Origin of the sequence: Campylobacter volucris (assembly GCF_008011665.1) — a bacterium.
Classification (GTDB): Bacteria; Campylobacterota; Campylobacteria; order Campylobacterales; family Campylobacteraceae; genus Campylobacter_D; species Campylobacter_D volucris_A.
In genome coordinates, this window is the sequence record NZ_VOWJ01000014.1 from 31,969 (window position 1) to 46,576 (window position 14,608).

Annotated in this window: 13 protein-coding genes, 1 tRNA gene and 1 pseudogene; 9 read left to right on the forward strand and 6 right to left on the reverse strand. The window is 29.4% G+C overall.

What is annotated here, in order from left to right:
* Positions 1-13: 13 nt before the first annotated feature.
* The 4 genes from FPD38_RS02085 to FPD38_RS02100 all read left to right on the forward strand — a co-directional run bounded on the left by FPD38_RS02085 (position 14) and on the right by FPD38_RS02100 (position 4,283).
* The gene (locus FPD38_RS02085) at positions 14-694 is read left to right on the forward strand and encodes a F0F1 ATP synthase subunit A (protein WP_147555143.1); all 681 of its coding nucleotides are present in this window, start codon (positions 14-16) and stop codon (positions 692-694) included.
* Between the two features lie 99 nt (positions 695-793).
* On the forward strand, positions 794-2,212 hold the full coding sequence (gene gatB / locus FPD38_RS02090) for an Asp-tRNA(Asn)/Glu-tRNA(Gln) amidotransferase subunit GatB (protein ID WP_147555144.1): 1,419 nt from the start codon (positions 794-796) through the stop codon (positions 2,210-2,212).
* Positions 2,212-3,114 carry an NAD(P)H-dependent glycerol-3-phosphate dehydrogenase gene (locus tag FPD38_RS02095; protein ID WP_147555145.1) on the forward strand — a complete coding sequence of 301 codons (903 nt, stop codon included), beginning with the start codon at positions 2,212-2,214 and terminating at the stop codon, positions 3,112-3,114. The genes gatB and FPD38_RS02095 overlap by 1 nt, the downstream gene beginning before the upstream one ends.
* On the forward strand, positions 3,111-4,283 hold the full coding sequence (locus FPD38_RS02100; protein ID WP_147555146.1) for an amidohydrolase family protein: 1,173 nt from the start codon (positions 3,111-3,113) through the stop codon (positions 4,281-4,283). Before FPD38_RS02095 ends, FPD38_RS02100 begins: the two co-directional genes overlap by 4 nt.
* A gap of 13 nt (positions 4,284-4,296) precedes the next feature.
* Here the strand turns inward: FPD38_RS02100 and FPD38_RS08425 are convergent, their stop codons facing one another.
* The 5 genes and pseudogenes from FPD38_RS08425 to FPD38_RS02120 form a co-directional block, all read right to left on the reverse strand.
* A complete protein-coding gene (locus tag FPD38_RS08425) occupies positions 4,297-4,848 on the reverse strand; it encodes a methyl-accepting chemotaxis protein (protein ID WP_410002924.1) in 552 nt (183 codons plus the stop codon).
* A pseudogene (locus tag FPD38_RS08430) lies at positions 4,825-5,496 on the reverse strand (PAS domain-containing protein); the annotation flags it as partial. The pseudogene FPD38_RS08430 and the gene FPD38_RS08425, both read right to left, overlap by 24 nt.
* Positions 5,497-5,663: 167 nt before the next feature.
* Positions 5,664-6,098: a hypothetical protein gene (locus tag FPD38_RS02110; protein ID WP_147555148.1), complete on the reverse strand. Its 435-nt coding sequence runs from the start codon at positions 6,096-6,098 to the stop codon at positions 5,664-5,666.
* Between the two features lie 19 nt (positions 6,099-6,117).
* A tRNA-Leu gene (locus FPD38_RS02115) sits at positions 6,118-6,203 on the reverse strand.
* 26 nt (positions 6,204-6,229) lie between these two features.
* Entirely contained in the window at positions 6,230-6,553 is a 324-nt protein-coding gene (locus FPD38_RS02120) for a F0F1 ATP synthase subunit C (RefSeq protein WP_039665900.1), read from the reverse strand.
* Between the two features lie 193 nt (positions 6,554-6,746).
* Here FPD38_RS02120 and FPD38_RS02125 point away from each other — a divergent pair, with 193 nt between their 5' ends.
* From FPD38_RS02125 to pckA, 5 genes are read left to right on the forward strand one after another with little or no spacing between them, the layout of a single operon-like run.
* Entirely contained in the window at positions 6,747-8,099 is a 1,353-nt protein-coding gene (locus FPD38_RS02125; protein WP_147555149.1) for a sodium-dependent transporter, read from the forward strand.
* Between the two features lie 9 nt (positions 8,100-8,108).
* Positions 8,109-9,446: a sodium-dependent transporter gene (locus FPD38_RS02130; RefSeq protein ID WP_147555150.1), complete on the forward strand. Its 1,338-nt coding sequence runs from the start codon at positions 8,109-8,111 to the stop codon at positions 9,444-9,446.
* A 9-nt stretch (positions 9,447-9,455) separates the two neighbouring features.
* Positions 9,456-10,790 (forward strand): sodium-dependent transporter, encoded by a 1,335-nt coding sequence (locus FPD38_RS02135; protein WP_147555151.1) that lies wholly within the window; start codon positions 9,456-9,458, stop codon positions 10,788-10,790.
* Between the two features lie 53 nt (positions 10,791-10,843).
* The gene (locus FPD38_RS02140) at positions 10,844-12,634 is read left to right on the forward strand and encodes a biotin/lipoyl-containing protein (protein WP_147555152.1); all 1,791 of its coding nucleotides are present in this window, start codon (positions 10,844-10,846) and stop codon (positions 12,632-12,634) included.
* A gap of 9 nt (positions 12,635-12,643) precedes the next feature.
* Positions 12,644-14,218, forward strand: coding sequence for a phosphoenolpyruvate carboxykinase (ATP) (pckA, locus tag FPD38_RS02145; RefSeq protein ID WP_147555153.1), 1,575 nt, complete (start codon positions 12,644-12,646; stop codon positions 14,216-14,218).
* Between the two features lie 17 nt (positions 14,219-14,235).
* Here the strand turns inward: pckA and FPD38_RS02150 are convergent, their stop codons facing one another.
* On the reverse strand, positions 14,236-14,601 hold the full coding sequence (locus FPD38_RS02150; protein WP_147555154.1) for a histidine triad nucleotide-binding protein: 366 nt from the start codon (positions 14,599-14,601) through the stop codon (positions 14,236-14,238).
* Positions 14,602-14,608: the final 7 nt, after the last annotated feature.

The window sequence follows — 14,608 nt, forward strand, 5'->3', positions numbered from 1 at the left end:
TAAGGACTTTTTGATGAAAGATTTATTTTTATTTAGTTCTTTTATAGATTCTAGTCATACTTTTGCTTATTTTTTTCACTTAGGTATAGTAGTTTTTATTTCCATGTTGTTAGCTAAATTTGCTACAAAATCCATGCGAATAGTTCCAAGAGGGAGTCAAAATTTGGCTGAAGCTTATATGGAAGGAATTTTAAGCATGGGAAAAGATACCATGGGTAGTGAAGAAGCAGCAAGAAGATACCTTCCTTTGGTTGCTACTATAGGTTTTATAGTATTTTTTAGTAATTTAATTGGTATTATTCCTGGTTTTGAATCGCCAAGTGCAAGTTTAAATTTTAGTGCTACTTTGGCGATTATCGTATTTTTTTATTATCATTATGAAGGTATAAAAACCCAAGGATTTTTTAAATATTTTGCCCATTTTATGGGGCCTGTAAAAATTTTGGCTCCTTTAATGTTTCCAATCGAAATAGTATCTCACATTTCAAGAGTTATATCTTTATCTTTTCGTTTATTTGGAAATATCAAGGGTGATGATTTGTTTTTAGCTGTTATTTTAGCACTTGTTCCTTGGGTAGCACCTTTACCAGCTTATATGCTATTAACCTTTATGGCATTTTTACAATCATTTATATTTATGATTTTGACTTATGTTTATTTAGCTGGAGCTACTACTATAGACGAGCACCATTAATTTATAAAAAGTAGATCTTTTTATAAATTCTTCTTTTTCTTTTAAACTCTTTTTGAAATAAAAAACGATAAAATAAATAAAAACTCTAAGGAACTATTAATGTTTGAAGTGGTTATAGGACTTGAAGTCCATGCACAATTAAATACTAAAACTAAAATTTTTTGCTCATGTGCGACTTCTTTTGGAGAAAAATCAAATACTAATGTTTGCCCTACATGCTTAGCTTTACCAGGTGCTTTACCTGTTTTAAATGAAGAAGCGACTAAAAAAGCTATTGCTTTTGGTAAAGCTATAAATGCCACTATAAATAAAAAAAGTATTTTTAATAGAAAAAATTATTTTTATCCTGATTTACCAAAGGCTTATCAAATTTCTCAATTTGACATACCTATAGTGGAAAATGGAGAGCTTTTTATAAATATTAATGGAGAAAACAAACGCATAGGTATAACAAGAGCTCATCTAGAAGAAGATGCGGGAAAAAACATACATGAGAGTAATTTTTCAAAAGTAGATTTAAATCGTGCAGGCACTCCTTTGCTTGAAATAGTTAGCGAACCTGAACTTAGAAGTTCTGATGAAGCAGTTGCTTATCTTAAAAAATTGCATTCTATTATAAGATTTTTAGATATTTCTGATGCGAACATGCAAGAGGGAAGCTTTAGATGTGATGCTAATATTAGCATACGCCCAAAAGGAGATACCTCGCTCTACACAAGGGTGGAGATTAAAAATTTAAATTCATTTCGTTTTATACAAAAGGCTATAGAATATGAAGTAAATCGTCAAACTCAAGCTTGGGAAGATGGAGTGTATGAACAAGAAGTAGTGCAAGAAACAAGACTATTTGATACGACTAATTTAATCACTAAAAGTATGAGAGGAAAAGAAGATTCTGCTGAATATAGATATTTTCCCGATCCTGATCTTTTACCTGTTATTTTAAGTGATGAAATGTTAAATATAAAAATTCCAGAATTACCAGATGAAAAAAAGACTCGATTTGTTAGTGAATTTGGTATCAAAGAAAGTGATGCTGAAGTTTTAGTTTCTTCATTAGAGCTTTGTAGATATTTTGAATATTTAATTGATCAAAAATTAAATCCTAAACTTTGTGTTTCTTGGCTTACAACCGAGCTAATGGGACTTTTAAAAGGTGAGCTTACTATAGAAAATTCTCCTATAAAAGCTGAAAAATTAGCTTTACTTATCAAACGCATAGAAGAAAGCGTGATAAGCGCTAAAGCGGCTAAGGAAATTTTAGCTTATATTTTTGAAAATACCCAAATTAGTGTAGATGAAGCCATAGAAAAGCTTGGTTTAAAACAAGTAAGTGATGATGGTGCTATTGAAAAAATAATTGATGAAATTTTAAGTGCTAATGAAGATAAAGTCGCTGAATATAAAAGTGGTAAGGATAAATTATTTGGATTTTTTGTAGGTCAAACAATGAAAGCTGGTAAAGGAGCTTTTAATCCTGCTAAAGTTAATGAAATTTTAAAAGCAAAGCTTGGATAATGAAAATATCGGTTATTGGCGCTGGTAAGTGGGGAAGTGCTTTATATGATGCTTTAAGTGTCAATAATCAATGTTGTATCACCTCATATCACTTTAAGGATATTGCAAATTTTGTTGATACCAAGAAAGCTTTAGAATGTGAGTATTTGGTTTTTGCTTTGTATGCTCAAGGAGCACATGAGTGGCTTAAAAATAATTTTAAAGATAATAATCATAAAATTTTAGTAGCTTCTAAAGGTATAGATTTTAAAAGTTTAAAATTTATGGATGAAATTTTTTTAGATTTTATCGATGAAAATAGAATTTGTTTTTTAAGCGGTCCTTCATTTGCTTTGGAAGTGTTAGAAAAAAAGCCTTGTGCTTTAGTTATTAGCGGTAAAAATCAGCAACTTTGCGAAAATTTTTCTTCATTTTTCCCAAATTATATCAAAACATATATAAGTAGTGATGTCAAGGGTGCTGAAATTTGTGGAGCTTATAAAAATGTTTTAGCTATTGCAAGCGGAATTTGCGATGGATTAAATTTAGGAAACAATGCCAGAGCATCTTTAGTTTCAAGGGGTTTGGTAGAGATGCATCGTTTTGGGCAGTTTTTTCAAGCTCAAGAAGATACTTTTTTAGGTTTAAGTGGTGCTGGAGATTTATTTTTAACTGCTTCAAGCTCACTTTCTAGAAATTATAGAGTAGGATATAATCTTGCACAAAATAAATCATTAGAGCAAATTTTACAAGATTTAAAAGAAGTTGCAGAGGGCGTGCAAACTGCGTTTGCTATACATTCTTTAGCTCAAAAATATCAAATATATACACCAATTGTTAATGAGATTGTTTCTATACTTAATGGAAAAAGAGTTCAAGATTGTGTAGTTGATTTGATGTCATCAAAGGAGAAAATGCAATGATCTTAAAAAATGCAAAAATTTATGGCGAAAAAAAAGCAGATGTGAAAATTCAAAATGGAAAAATTGCTCAAATTAACGATTGTATTGATGATAGTACAGAAAAAAGTATAGATTTAAAAGGACAAATTCTTTTACCTTCTTTTATTGATTTAAATGTAAATTTGTTAGATGCCGCATTTGATATTGATAAACTTGAAAATTTAGAACAAGAGTGCTTAAAAGGCGGAGTTGGTTCTATTATCTTAAGAGACAATTTAGGATTAAATACTCAAGGGTATAAATTATATTTTGAAAAATTAAAAACTTTAAAAATTAATGTATTGCCTAGTATTAAGGCTTTAGATAATGAAAATAAGTTAAAAGATATTTCCATTTTACTTGATAGTGGTGCAAAGGCAATACAAATTCAAAGTAATATGGGAGCTAACCTTATAAGACAAAGTATGCAATATGCCAAAATGAAAGATAGTATAGTTTTTGTGCAGTGTTTTGATGAAAATTTTGACGATCATGGTGTGATGAATGATGGAAAAGTTAGTTTTGAGTTAGGACTTATAGGAATTAGTGATATAGCCGAAAGTAGTGAAGTAGCTAAAATGAAGGAAATTTCGCAATTTTATCAAAGTAAGATTGGTTTTGATGCTTTGAGTTTAACTAGATCTTTTGATCTTTTAGAAAATTTAAATAATGAAATTTCAATACATCATTTATTAAAAAATGACAATGCATGTGAGAATTTTAACACTAAGGCTAAAATTTTACCTCCTTTAAAAGATCCATTAGAGCAAGAAAGGCTACAAAAATATTTTGTAGAAGGAAAAATTAAATTTTTAACCTCGCTACATTCTCCAATATCTGATTCTAAAAAAAATATAGCCTTTGATGATGCTTTATTTGGTATAGATAGTGTGAGTATGTATGCGAGTTTATGTTTTACTTATTTTGTAAAAAATAAATTGTTAAGTTGGAAGCAACTTTGTGATTTTACTAGTTATAATCAAGCTCAGTTTTTAGGACTTAATAAAGGAAAAATTGATATTGGCTATGATGCTGATTTGTTTGTTTTTGATGATGATATTGTATTTGAAGGTAAGGGTTTATATAACAAAGATTTATTGCAAGGGCAGGTAAAAATGCATATAATTAATAGAGAAGTTTTTAGCATTTAAGCTAAAAACTTTTTTAATCATTTTGCATAGCTTGTGCAACTTGAGCAGAGCTATTTCTAATTTTTTCCATACATTCTCTAGCATCTTTTGCTAAATCCACACTTTGATTTACTCCATGTAAGCCATCTTTAATACTTTGAACTACTTCAGCGGTTACATTTCTAATTGAATTAATAGTTGTGGTTATTTCATTTACAGATTGACCTGTTCTTTCAGCTAAATTTCTAACTTCATCAGCAACTACAGCAAAGCCTCTACCATGATCTCCAGCACGAGCTGCTTCGATTGCAGCATTCAATGCTAAAAGATTAGTTTGATCAGCTATATCGCTAATAGTTTGGATGATATTTTTAATTTCTTCAGATTGTTCATTAAGTGATGATACTAGATTACTACTATTACTCATCATTTCTGCGATATTTTGGATATTTTGCACAGTATTTTCTATGACGCTATCGCCTTCTTGGGTTAAATTATCATTTTGTTCTGCTAATTCACTAATAAGTTTTAATTTTTCTTCATCTCTTACAACTTGATCTGTGATGTCTGTTGCAAATTTAATCACTTTATAAACTTGACCATTATCATTTTTTATAGGATTATAACTTGCTTCTAAATGGATTAGTTTATGATTTTTACCAAAACGAACAAATTTTCCAGACTGATATTTTCCATTTCTTAATTCTTCCCAAAATAAAGTATATTCTTTTGAAGTCCTAAATTTTTCATCACAGAACATACTATGATGCTTTCCTTTAATTTCATTTAATGAATACCCCATTGTCTTTAAGAAATTTTCATTAGCTGTTACAATTTCACCTTGAGGATTAAATTCAATAATAGCCATCGAACGATTTACTGCTTCAATGGTATTTTTTAAATCTAACATTTCATAATGTCTTTGTGTAATATCGTTTGCAAATTTTATGACTTTATAAACTTGATTATTTGGATTGATGATTGGAATGTAATTAGCTTCTAAAAAGATTTCCTTACCATTTTTTGCAATACGCTTAAAAAGACCATTTCTGGATTTTCCATTTCTTAAATCTCTCCAAAATTCAGCATAATTTGGCGATTTTACAACTTCTGGTAGACAAAACATACTATGATGTTTGTTATGAATTTCATCTATAGTATAGTTCATAGTTTTTAAAAAGTTTTCATTAGCACTTATAATATTACCGTTTATATCAAATTCTATCATGGCCATAGTGCGACTTATGGCATTTAAGATATCTTGGAAACCTTGGTTTGATTGTTCTAATTGGAGAATTTTATTCTCATTTTTTTGCCACCAAACATTATAAATCCTTTGTTTGTTGTAAATTTATGTGTTTGGATTTTAACTAAAAGGCAACAATAAAAATCATATGTAAATTAAATTTTTGATAAATTAGTAAATTTTTCTTGCAAGGAAGTTCTTATAGTGTCATTAATCTCTTGAGCATTTAAGAGATATTGCTTATTAAGTTCTTCAAGTTCGCTTAAAAAATTAAATAACATTTCTTGCCATAAAGCATCATCTTTTTTACTTAAATTCATGGTTTGTAGGTGATTTAATTTTCTACTCATATCACTTAATGCTTCTAAAAATTGTTCTTTTTGATCTTTTTCTTTTAATGCAATCTTATCTTGCAAGAGTTCGTTTTTGATGTTTCTTATTTCTTCGTTGATTAGATCGCAAAATTCAGGATATAAATTTGTTTTTATGGGTTCTAGTAAAGCTTTTTCATCTAAATTTAAAGTATATTTTTTAATTACAAAAAAGAGTATTAAAAAAGCTATAGCACTAATAAGAAGATAAAAGGCCATTTGCAAAAATCCTTAAAAATGGTGCGGTTAGCGAGATTTGAACTCGCACACGCTGAGCGCACCACCCCCTCAAGATGGCGTGTCTACCAATTCCACCATAACCGCAAAAACCCTTTTAAAAAGGGTCTGTTTTAAGCTGCTACTAATGCTTGAAATGGATTAGCATAAAGAGCAATAAGTGCAATAACAAGTGCATAAATAACTTGAGCTTCTATCATAGCTAAAGCAATGAACATAGTAGTCATTAATTTACCACCAAGACTAGGATTTCTAGCTGTTCCTGCGATAGTTGCTGCTGCAGTATTTCCCATACCAATAGCACCACCTAAAGCTGCAACACCAAGTCCTAAACCTGCTGCTAAAATAGAAAATGATGCTAACCATTGATTCATAGTTGCATCAGCTGCAAATACAAAAGTACTCATAGCTAGCATTAAAAATGCGATTTTTTTCATATTTAATCCTTTGATTTAGATTTTAAATCCTTTCGGCTCGCGTATCCCTACTCGAGATTTAATAAAGCATCAATTATATAAAAATATAACTTTAAAATTATTGAAATTTAGTCAAAATTATTATATTTTAAAACAAATTAAAGTTTTTTTTAGCTAAATTAAATCCTTTACATTGCTAAATTAAGGTATTTTTATGAATGATAAATTTTCTAAAATAGGATTTATATTAGCTGTGGCTGGTTCAGCTGTAGGACTTGGGAATGCTTGGAAATTCCCAACCTTGGTAGGACAAAATGGAGGATCAGCTTTTGTTTTATTATATTTACTTTTGACTCTTGGGGTTGGTTTTGTAATTTTTTTAGCTGAACTTAGCATAGGAAAATTAAGCGAAAAAGATCCTGTAAATGCTTATCATTCTTTAGCGCCAAAATATAAAAAAGCATGGTCGATCGTGGGTTTTTCTATGATAGGAGCAATTTTAATTGTTTCTTTTTATAGTGTTATTATAGGATGGATTGTTAATTATACTTATTTGGGATTATTTCCTTTACCAAAAAGCATAGATGAGAGCGGAGCTATCTTTGGAAATTTACTTTCTAAAGATGTTTTGTCCCAATTTATATGTTTTACTTTCGTGTTTATAGTGATTTTTTATGTAGTATCCAAAGGTGTTAAAAGTGGTATAGAAAAACTTAATGTTTGGATGATGCCAAGTTTATTTATATTACTCATTTTAATGCTTGGATATTCTTTTAGCATGGATGGATTTTCTAAAGCAAGTGAATTTTTATTTTCACCAGATTTTTCAAAACTTGGAGTAGGTGCTTTTTTAAGTGCTTTAGGACTTGCGTGTTTTAGTTTATCTATAGGTGTTGGTTCGATTATTACTTATTCTGCGAGTTTGCCTGATAAGACAAATTTTATTAGTAGCACAATTAACATTATTATTATAAATATTATTATTGGTATTATGATGGGGCTTATTGTATTTACTTTTATTTTTGAATTTGGTGCTGATCCTACCCAACAAGGCCCAGGATTGATTTTTGTATCTTTATTAAGTTTATTTGCAAATATTGACCCTGTAGGATTTTTACCATTGGGTAATATCCTAGCAGTAGCGTTTTTTATAGCTTTATTTTTTGCAGGTATTACTTCAGCAGTTTCTATGATAGAGCCTTTAACTTTTTATTTGATTAATTCTTATAATTTTACTCGTAAAAAAGCTTTGGTGTTTATAGGTTTTATTGTTTATATTTTAGGAAGCTTGTGTATATTTTCAAGTGTTGAATGGAGTAAAGATTCTTTAGAATTTTTTGGAAAAAGTTTTTTTGATATACTTGATTTTATAGCTTCGAATTTGATGATGCCTTTGGGAGGATTATTTGGAGCTATTTTTGTAGGTTTTGTACTTAAAAAAGAAACTTTACAAAATTTATTTAATCCTTATATGAAAGGAAGATGGTTTGAAATTTGGTATTTTTTTGTGAGATTTATCTCGCCTTTAGCAGTAATTTTAATCATGATAAAACAACTTTCTCTTTGAGGATTAAAAATGAATGATAAATTTTCTAAAATAGGATTTATATTAGCTGTGGCTGGTTCTGCTGTAGGACTTGGAAATGCTTGGAAATTCCCAACCTTGGTGGGAAATAATGGTGGTTCAGCTTTTGTAATAGTATATTTGTTTTTGACTATTGGGGTAGCTTTTGTGATTTTTTTAGCTGAACTTAGCATAGGAAAATTAAGCGAAAAAGATCCTGTAAATGCTTATCATTCTTTAGCACCAAAATATAAAAAAGTATGGTCTTGGGCTGGTTTTTTTATGTTAGGGGCTATTATTTTGGTTTCTTTTTATAGTGTTGTTATAGGGTGGATTGTAAATTATGCTTATTTAGGATTTTTCACACTTCCAAGCAGTACCGATGAAGCAGGAATTGCTTTTGGAAATTTACTTTCTAAAGATGTTTTGTCCCAATTTATATGTTTTACTTTCGTGTTTATAGTGATTTTTTATGTAGTATCCAAAGGTGTTAAAAGTGGTATAGAAAAACTTAATGTTTGGATGATGCCAAGTTTATTTATATTACTCATTTTAATGCTTGGATATTCTTTTAGCATGGATGGATTTTCTAAAGCAAGTGAATTTTTATTTTCACCAGATTTTTCAAAATTAAGCGTTTCTTCTATACTAGATGCTTTAGGACTTGCTTTTTTTAGTATGTCTTTAGGAGTATGTGTGATTTTAACCTATGCTGCAAGTTTGCCCGATAAAACAAATTTTATAAATAGTGCTTTTAATATTATTATCATTAACACTATCATCGGCGTTATGATGGGACTTATTGTATTTACTTTTATTTTTGAATTTGGTGCTGATCCTACCCAACAAGGTCCAGGATTGATTTTTATATCTTTAACAACTTTATTTGCAAAATTAGGACTTTTAGGAAATATCCTAGCAGTAGCATTTTTTATAGCTTTATTTTTTGCAGGCATTACCTCAGCAATTTCTATGATAGAGCCTTTTACTTTTTATCTCATCAATCGTTATCAAATTTCAAGAAAAAAAGCTTTAATGTATGTTGGCTTTATAGTGTATTTTCTAGGAAGTTTATCTATACTTTCTTTTTATGCTCCAAGTTCTGAAAGTTTAACCTTTTTTGGAAAAAGTTTTTTTGATATCTTAGACTTTTTTATACAAAATCTTTTGATGCCAATTTCTGCTTTAATCACGGCATTCTTTGTAGGTTTTGTGCTTAAAAAAGAAACTTTACAAAATTTATTTAATCCTTATATGAAAGGAATATTTTTTGAAATTTGGTATGTCTTTTTGAGATTTATTTCACCTTTGGCAGTAATTGTGATTATGGCAAGACAAATTTTTTTCTAAGGATTAAAAGTGAATGATAAATTTTCTAAAATAGGATTTGTACTAGCAGTAGCAGGTGGTGCTATAGGGCTTGGAAATGCTTGGAAATTCCCAACCTTGGTAGGACAAAATGGAGGCTTTGCTTTTGTGTTGTTATATTTACTTTTAACCATAAGTATAGGATTTTGCATATTTTTAGCTGAAATTGCTATGGGAAAACTTAGTCAAAAAGATCCTGTGAATGCTTATAAAAGTCTAGCTTTAAAATACCCTCAAAAATGGAAATTTGCTGGATTTTTTATGCTAGGTGGTGTTTTTGTTTTGTCATTTTATTTGGTGATTATGGGTTGGGTTTTAAAATACATGGTCACTTCAATCTATCATTTACCAAGCAATACCGATGAGGCAGGAGTTTTATTTGGAGCTTTGATACAAAATAGTATTTTAGAAAGTAGTATGTATTTTTTGATTGCTTTTTTTCTTACTTTATTTGTGGTATCAAAAGGTGTTAAAAGCGGTATAGAAAAATTAAATATTTGGATTATGCCAAGTTTATTTATCATGCTTGTTTTATTGCTTGGATATTGCTTTTTTCAAAATGGTTTTAAAGAAGCTTTTGTTTATCTTTTTTATCCTGATTTTTCTAAAATCAGCTTAAATTCTATACTTACAGCTTTAGGACTTGCATTTTTTACTTTATGTTTAGGCATAGGTTGTATCACGACTTATGCAGCTTCTTTAAAAGATGATGCTAATTTGATTACAAGTTCTATTGTTATAGTGATTTTAAATATTTGTATAGGTCTTATGATGGGGCTTATAGTATTTACTTTTATATTTAAATTTAATGCAAATCCAGCTGAAGGAGCCGGGCTTGTATTTATTTCACTTACCACTTTATTTTCAAATTTGGGTGGTTATTTTGGCAACTTCTTAGCTTTTTATTTTTTCTTAGCTTTATTTTTTGCAGGTATTACTTCAGCAGTTTCTATGATAGAACCTTTTACTTTTTATCTTGTTAATGAATATCAAATTTCTAGATTTAAAGCTTTGGTGTTTATTGGTATCGTTGTGTTTATTTTGGGATTGGGTTGTATTTTATCTTTTAGTAGTGCTTATGGAGAATATTTTAACTTTTTTGGGTTGAGTTTATTTGATGTTTTGGATAAATTAACTTCTAATTTTATGTTGCCACTAGGTGCATTAGCTAGTGCAATATTTGTTGGATTTTTTGTAGATAAAGAAAGTATTTATAAAGTATTTTCTAAATTTATGAACAAGATGGTATTTGAAATTTGGTATTTTTTGTTGAAATTTATTGCTCCATTGGCAATCGTTATCATTATGTTAAATCAAATTTTATAAAGTTTATATTTAAGAAAATTGGAGTTATAATTATTAATATTTAAGGAAAAATGATGGCTAAAAAATTGATTGATGTAATGGATACTACTTTTAGAGATGGATTTCAGTCTGTTTATGGCGCTAGGGTTTTAATGGAAGATTTTTTTCCTGCTTTAGAGGTGGCTAAAGAAGCTGGAATTACTCATTTTGAATTTGGTGGTGGGGCAAGATTTCAAAGTTTGTTTTTTTATCTTAATGAAAATGCATTTGATATGATGGATAAATTTAGAGCCATTGTAGGCAAAGATGCAAACTTACAAACCTTAGCTAGAGGTGTAAATACAGTTACTTTAGATACTGGTAGCAGAGAAATTATAGATTTGCATGCAAAAATGTTTGCAAAACACGGCACGACTACGATAAGAAATTTTGATGCATTAAATGATGTAAATAATTTGAAATTTAGTGGAGAATGTATAGTAAAACATGGTTTAAAACATGAAATTACCATTACTTTGATGGATTTACCACCAAAATGTAAAGGCGCTCATGATGTGCCTTTTTATGAAAAAATTTTAAAAGAAATTTTAAAAGCACAAATTCCATTTGATAGTATTTGTTTTAAAGATGCTAGTGGAACTTCTAATCCAAATAAAATTTATGAAATCATTAAAATGGCAAGAAAAAATTTACCTCAAAATATGCATATAAGATTGCATACTCATGAAACAGCAGGGGTTAGTATAGCTTGTTATTTAGCTGCTTTAGAAGCAGGTGTTGATGGTATAGATTTAGCTGCAGCTCCTGTTAGTGGTGGCACAAGTCAGCCTGATATTTTAACTATGATACATGCTTTAAAAGGTAAAGATTTTGACTTAGGATTAGATGGTGAAAAAATTTTAAAATATGAAGAGGTGTTGAAAGATTGCTTAAAAGATTATTTTTTACCACCTGAAGCAACTGCTGTAAATCCTGTAATTCCTTTTTCTCCTATGCCAGGTGGAGCATTAACTGCTAATACTCAAATGATGAGAGATAATAATATCTTAGATAAATTTCCAGCTGTGATTAAAGCTATGCAAGAAGTAGTTGAAAAAGGTGGTTATGGTACTTCTGTAACTCCTGTTTCACAATTTTATTTTCAACAAGCTTTTAATAATGTTATGTTTGGACCATGGAAAAAAATTGCAGAAGGCTATGGTAAGATGGTTTTGGGATATTTTGGTAAAACCCCAATTACCCCTGATGAAGGGGTGATTAAACTTGCTAGTGAGCAACTTAAATTACAACCTACAACTAAAAATGCAGTAGATATTGCTGATGAGGATAAAACAAAAAGTTTAGCATATGTAAAATCTTTATTAGAAAAAGAAAATATAACAACAAGTGAAGAAAATATTTTTATAGTTGCAGCTTGCAAAGAAAAAGGTTTAGCATTTTTAAAAGGTGAAGCTAAGGTCAATGTAAGAAAAAATGAAAAAACTAAACCTTTAAATTTAAGCAATGAAAATCAATTTACTGTGTCAGTTAATGGTAATAAATATCATGTAGAAGTTAGTGCTGGTTTTGATAAAGATGTTAATGTAAAAAGTGCTGTTAATGTTAAAAATGATAAAGTAGAAGTTAAACCTAAAAATATTGCTTCTAATGAAGCCAATGCCATTGTGGCTAGTATGAATGCTAATGTATTTAAAATTTTAGTTAAAGCAGGTGATGTGGTAAAAGAAGGACAAGTAGTTGTAATACTTGAAGCAATGAAAATGGAAATTGAAATTAATGCCACAAAAGATGGGGAATTGTCTGAAATTTTTGTAAATGCAGGTGATAGTGTAAGTGAAGGTCAAATTTTAATAAGCTATAAATAAGGAGGAATAATGAAAGGTTTAGAAAATTTAGATTTAGAAAATATCGGACAAGTTTTTTATAATCTTAATTATGATGAGCTTTTAAAACATGAAATACAAAATAAAGAAGGAATTTGTACAAAAAATGGAACTTTTAGTATAGATACTGGAATTTTTACAGGAAGAAGTCCTAAAGATAAGTATTTTGTAAAACAAGATCCCTCGCAAAAATATATAGCATGGGGCAATATTAATCAAGCTATTAGTGAAGAGTTGTTTGAAAAGCTTTTGACTAAAGCTAAAAAACAGCTTAGTAATAGTGATATTTATATACAAGATGTATATTGTGGTGCTTCTTTAAAAAGCCGTAAAGCTGTGCGTTTTGTGACACAACTTGCTTGGCAAGCACATTTTGTAAAAAATATGTTTATCCGTCCAAATGAAAAAGAATTAAATGATTTTATCCCAGATTTTATAGTATATAATGCTTGTAAATGTGTGAATGAAGACTATAAAACAGATGGGTTAAATTCAGAAGTTTTTGTCATTTTTAATATAGAAAAAAATATAGCAGTTATTGGTGGCACTTGGTATGGCGGGGAGATGAAAAAAGGTATTTTTTCTATGATGAATTATTGGTTGCCTTTAGAAAACAAACTTCCTATGCATTGTAGTGCTAATGTTGGAGAAAAAGGTGATGTAGCTTTATTTTTTGGGCTTAGTGGCACAGGAAAAACAACTCTTTCAACTGATCCAAAAAGAAAATTAATCGGAGATGACGAACATGGATGGGATGATGAGGGAGTGTTTAATTTTGAAGGAGGTTGTTATGCAAAATGCATCAATCTTAATTCAAACAATGAGCCAGAAATTTATGGTGCTATAAAACAAAATGCACTTTTAGAAAATGTAGTTTTAAAAGAAGACTTAAGCGTAGATTTTAATGATGGTTCAAAAACAGAAAATACTAGAGTATCTTATCCAATAGAACATATTATAAACCATGAAAAAAGTTTAAGTGCAACCCATCCTAGTAATATTATATTTTTATCAGCTGATGCTTTTGGAGTTTTACCTCCTGTTAGTAAACTTAGTAAAGAACAGGCAATGTATTATTTTTTAAGTGGTTATACAGCAAAAGTTGCAGGAACCGAAAGAGGAGTTACCGAGCCTATTGCAACTTTTTCAGCTTGTTTTGGAGAAGTATTTTTACCACTTCATCCAACTGTGTATGCAAAACTTTTAGGTGAAAAAATTACAAAACATAATGTTAATGTTTATTTAGTCAATACTGGCTGGAGCGGTGGTGCTTACGGTGTTGGAAAAAGAATGAGTATTAAAGCTACTAGAGCTTGTATCAATGCGATTTTAGATGGTAGTATTTTAAATTGCGAATTTGAAAATTATGATTTATTTAATCTTGCTGTACCAAAAACCTTAGAGGGTGTTGAAGATAAATTGTTAAATCCCATTAATACTTGGGAAGATAAACAAGCTTATGCTCAAACAAAACTTAAACTTGCAAAAATGTTTATAGAAAATTTCAAACGCTATGAAGATGTTCCTGAAGGAAGTGAATTTAAATTAGCAGGACCTGCTATCTAAAAGAGTCTTTAGCTCTTTTAGAATAAAGATTGAGGGTTGATTTGTTTTTCTTTGTCTTTAGGAAGTTCAAATCCACCCAACATATGAAAATGCAAATGAAATACTTCTTGGCCGCTGTTTTTACCACAATTTGTTATTAGTTTATATCCGCTTTTATCAAGCCCTAATAACACTGCTAATTCTTGGATAAATTTAGTCATTTCGCTCATAAGTTCAGGATTTAGTTCTTGAAAATTTTCAAAATGTTCTTTAGGAATGATTAAAATATGTATAGGGGCTTTTGGATTGATATCATGAAAAGCTAAAAATTTTTCACTTTCTAAGACTTTATTTGCGGGAATTTTTCCTTCTACTATTAACTCAAATACCGTTTTTTCTCTCATAGCTAAT

Coding starts and splice junctions, on each gene's coding strand:
- FPD38_RS02085 (WP_147555143.1), top strand. CDS start 14: ATGAAAGATTTATTTTTATTTAGTTCTTTTATAGATTCTAGTCATACT.
- gatB (WP_147555144.1), top strand. CDS start 794: ATGTTTGAAGTGGTTATAGGACTTGAAGTCCATGCACAATTAAATACT.
- FPD38_RS02095 (WP_147555145.1), top strand. CDS start 2,212: ATGAAAATATCGGTTATTGGCGCTGGTAAGTGGGGAAGTGCTTTATAT.
- FPD38_RS02100 (WP_147555146.1), top strand. CDS start 3,111: ATGATCTTAAAAAATGCAAAAATTTATGGCGAAAAAAAAGCAGATGTG.
- FPD38_RS02110 (WP_147555148.1), bottom strand. CDS start 6,098: ATGGCCTTTTATCTTCTTATTAGTGCTATAGCTTTTTTAATACTCTTT.
- FPD38_RS02120 (WP_039665900.1), bottom strand. CDS start 6,553: ATGAAAAAAATCGCATTTTTAATGCTAGCTATGAGTACTTTTGTATTT.
- FPD38_RS02125 (WP_147555149.1), top strand. CDS start 6,747: ATGAATGATAAATTTTCTAAAATAGGATTTATATTAGCTGTGGCTGGT.
- FPD38_RS02130 (WP_147555150.1), top strand. CDS start 8,109: ATGAATGATAAATTTTCTAAAATAGGATTTATATTAGCTGTGGCTGGT.
- FPD38_RS02140 (WP_147555152.1), top strand. CDS start 10,844: ATGGCTAAAAAATTGATTGATGTAATGGATACTACTTTTAGAGATGGA.
- pckA (WP_147555153.1), top strand. CDS start 12,644: ATGAAAGGTTTAGAAAATTTAGATTTAGAAAATATCGGACAAGTTTTT.
- FPD38_RS02150 (WP_147555154.1), bottom strand. CDS start 14,601: ATGAGAGAAAAAACGGTATTTGAGTTAATAGTAGAAGGAAAAATTCCC.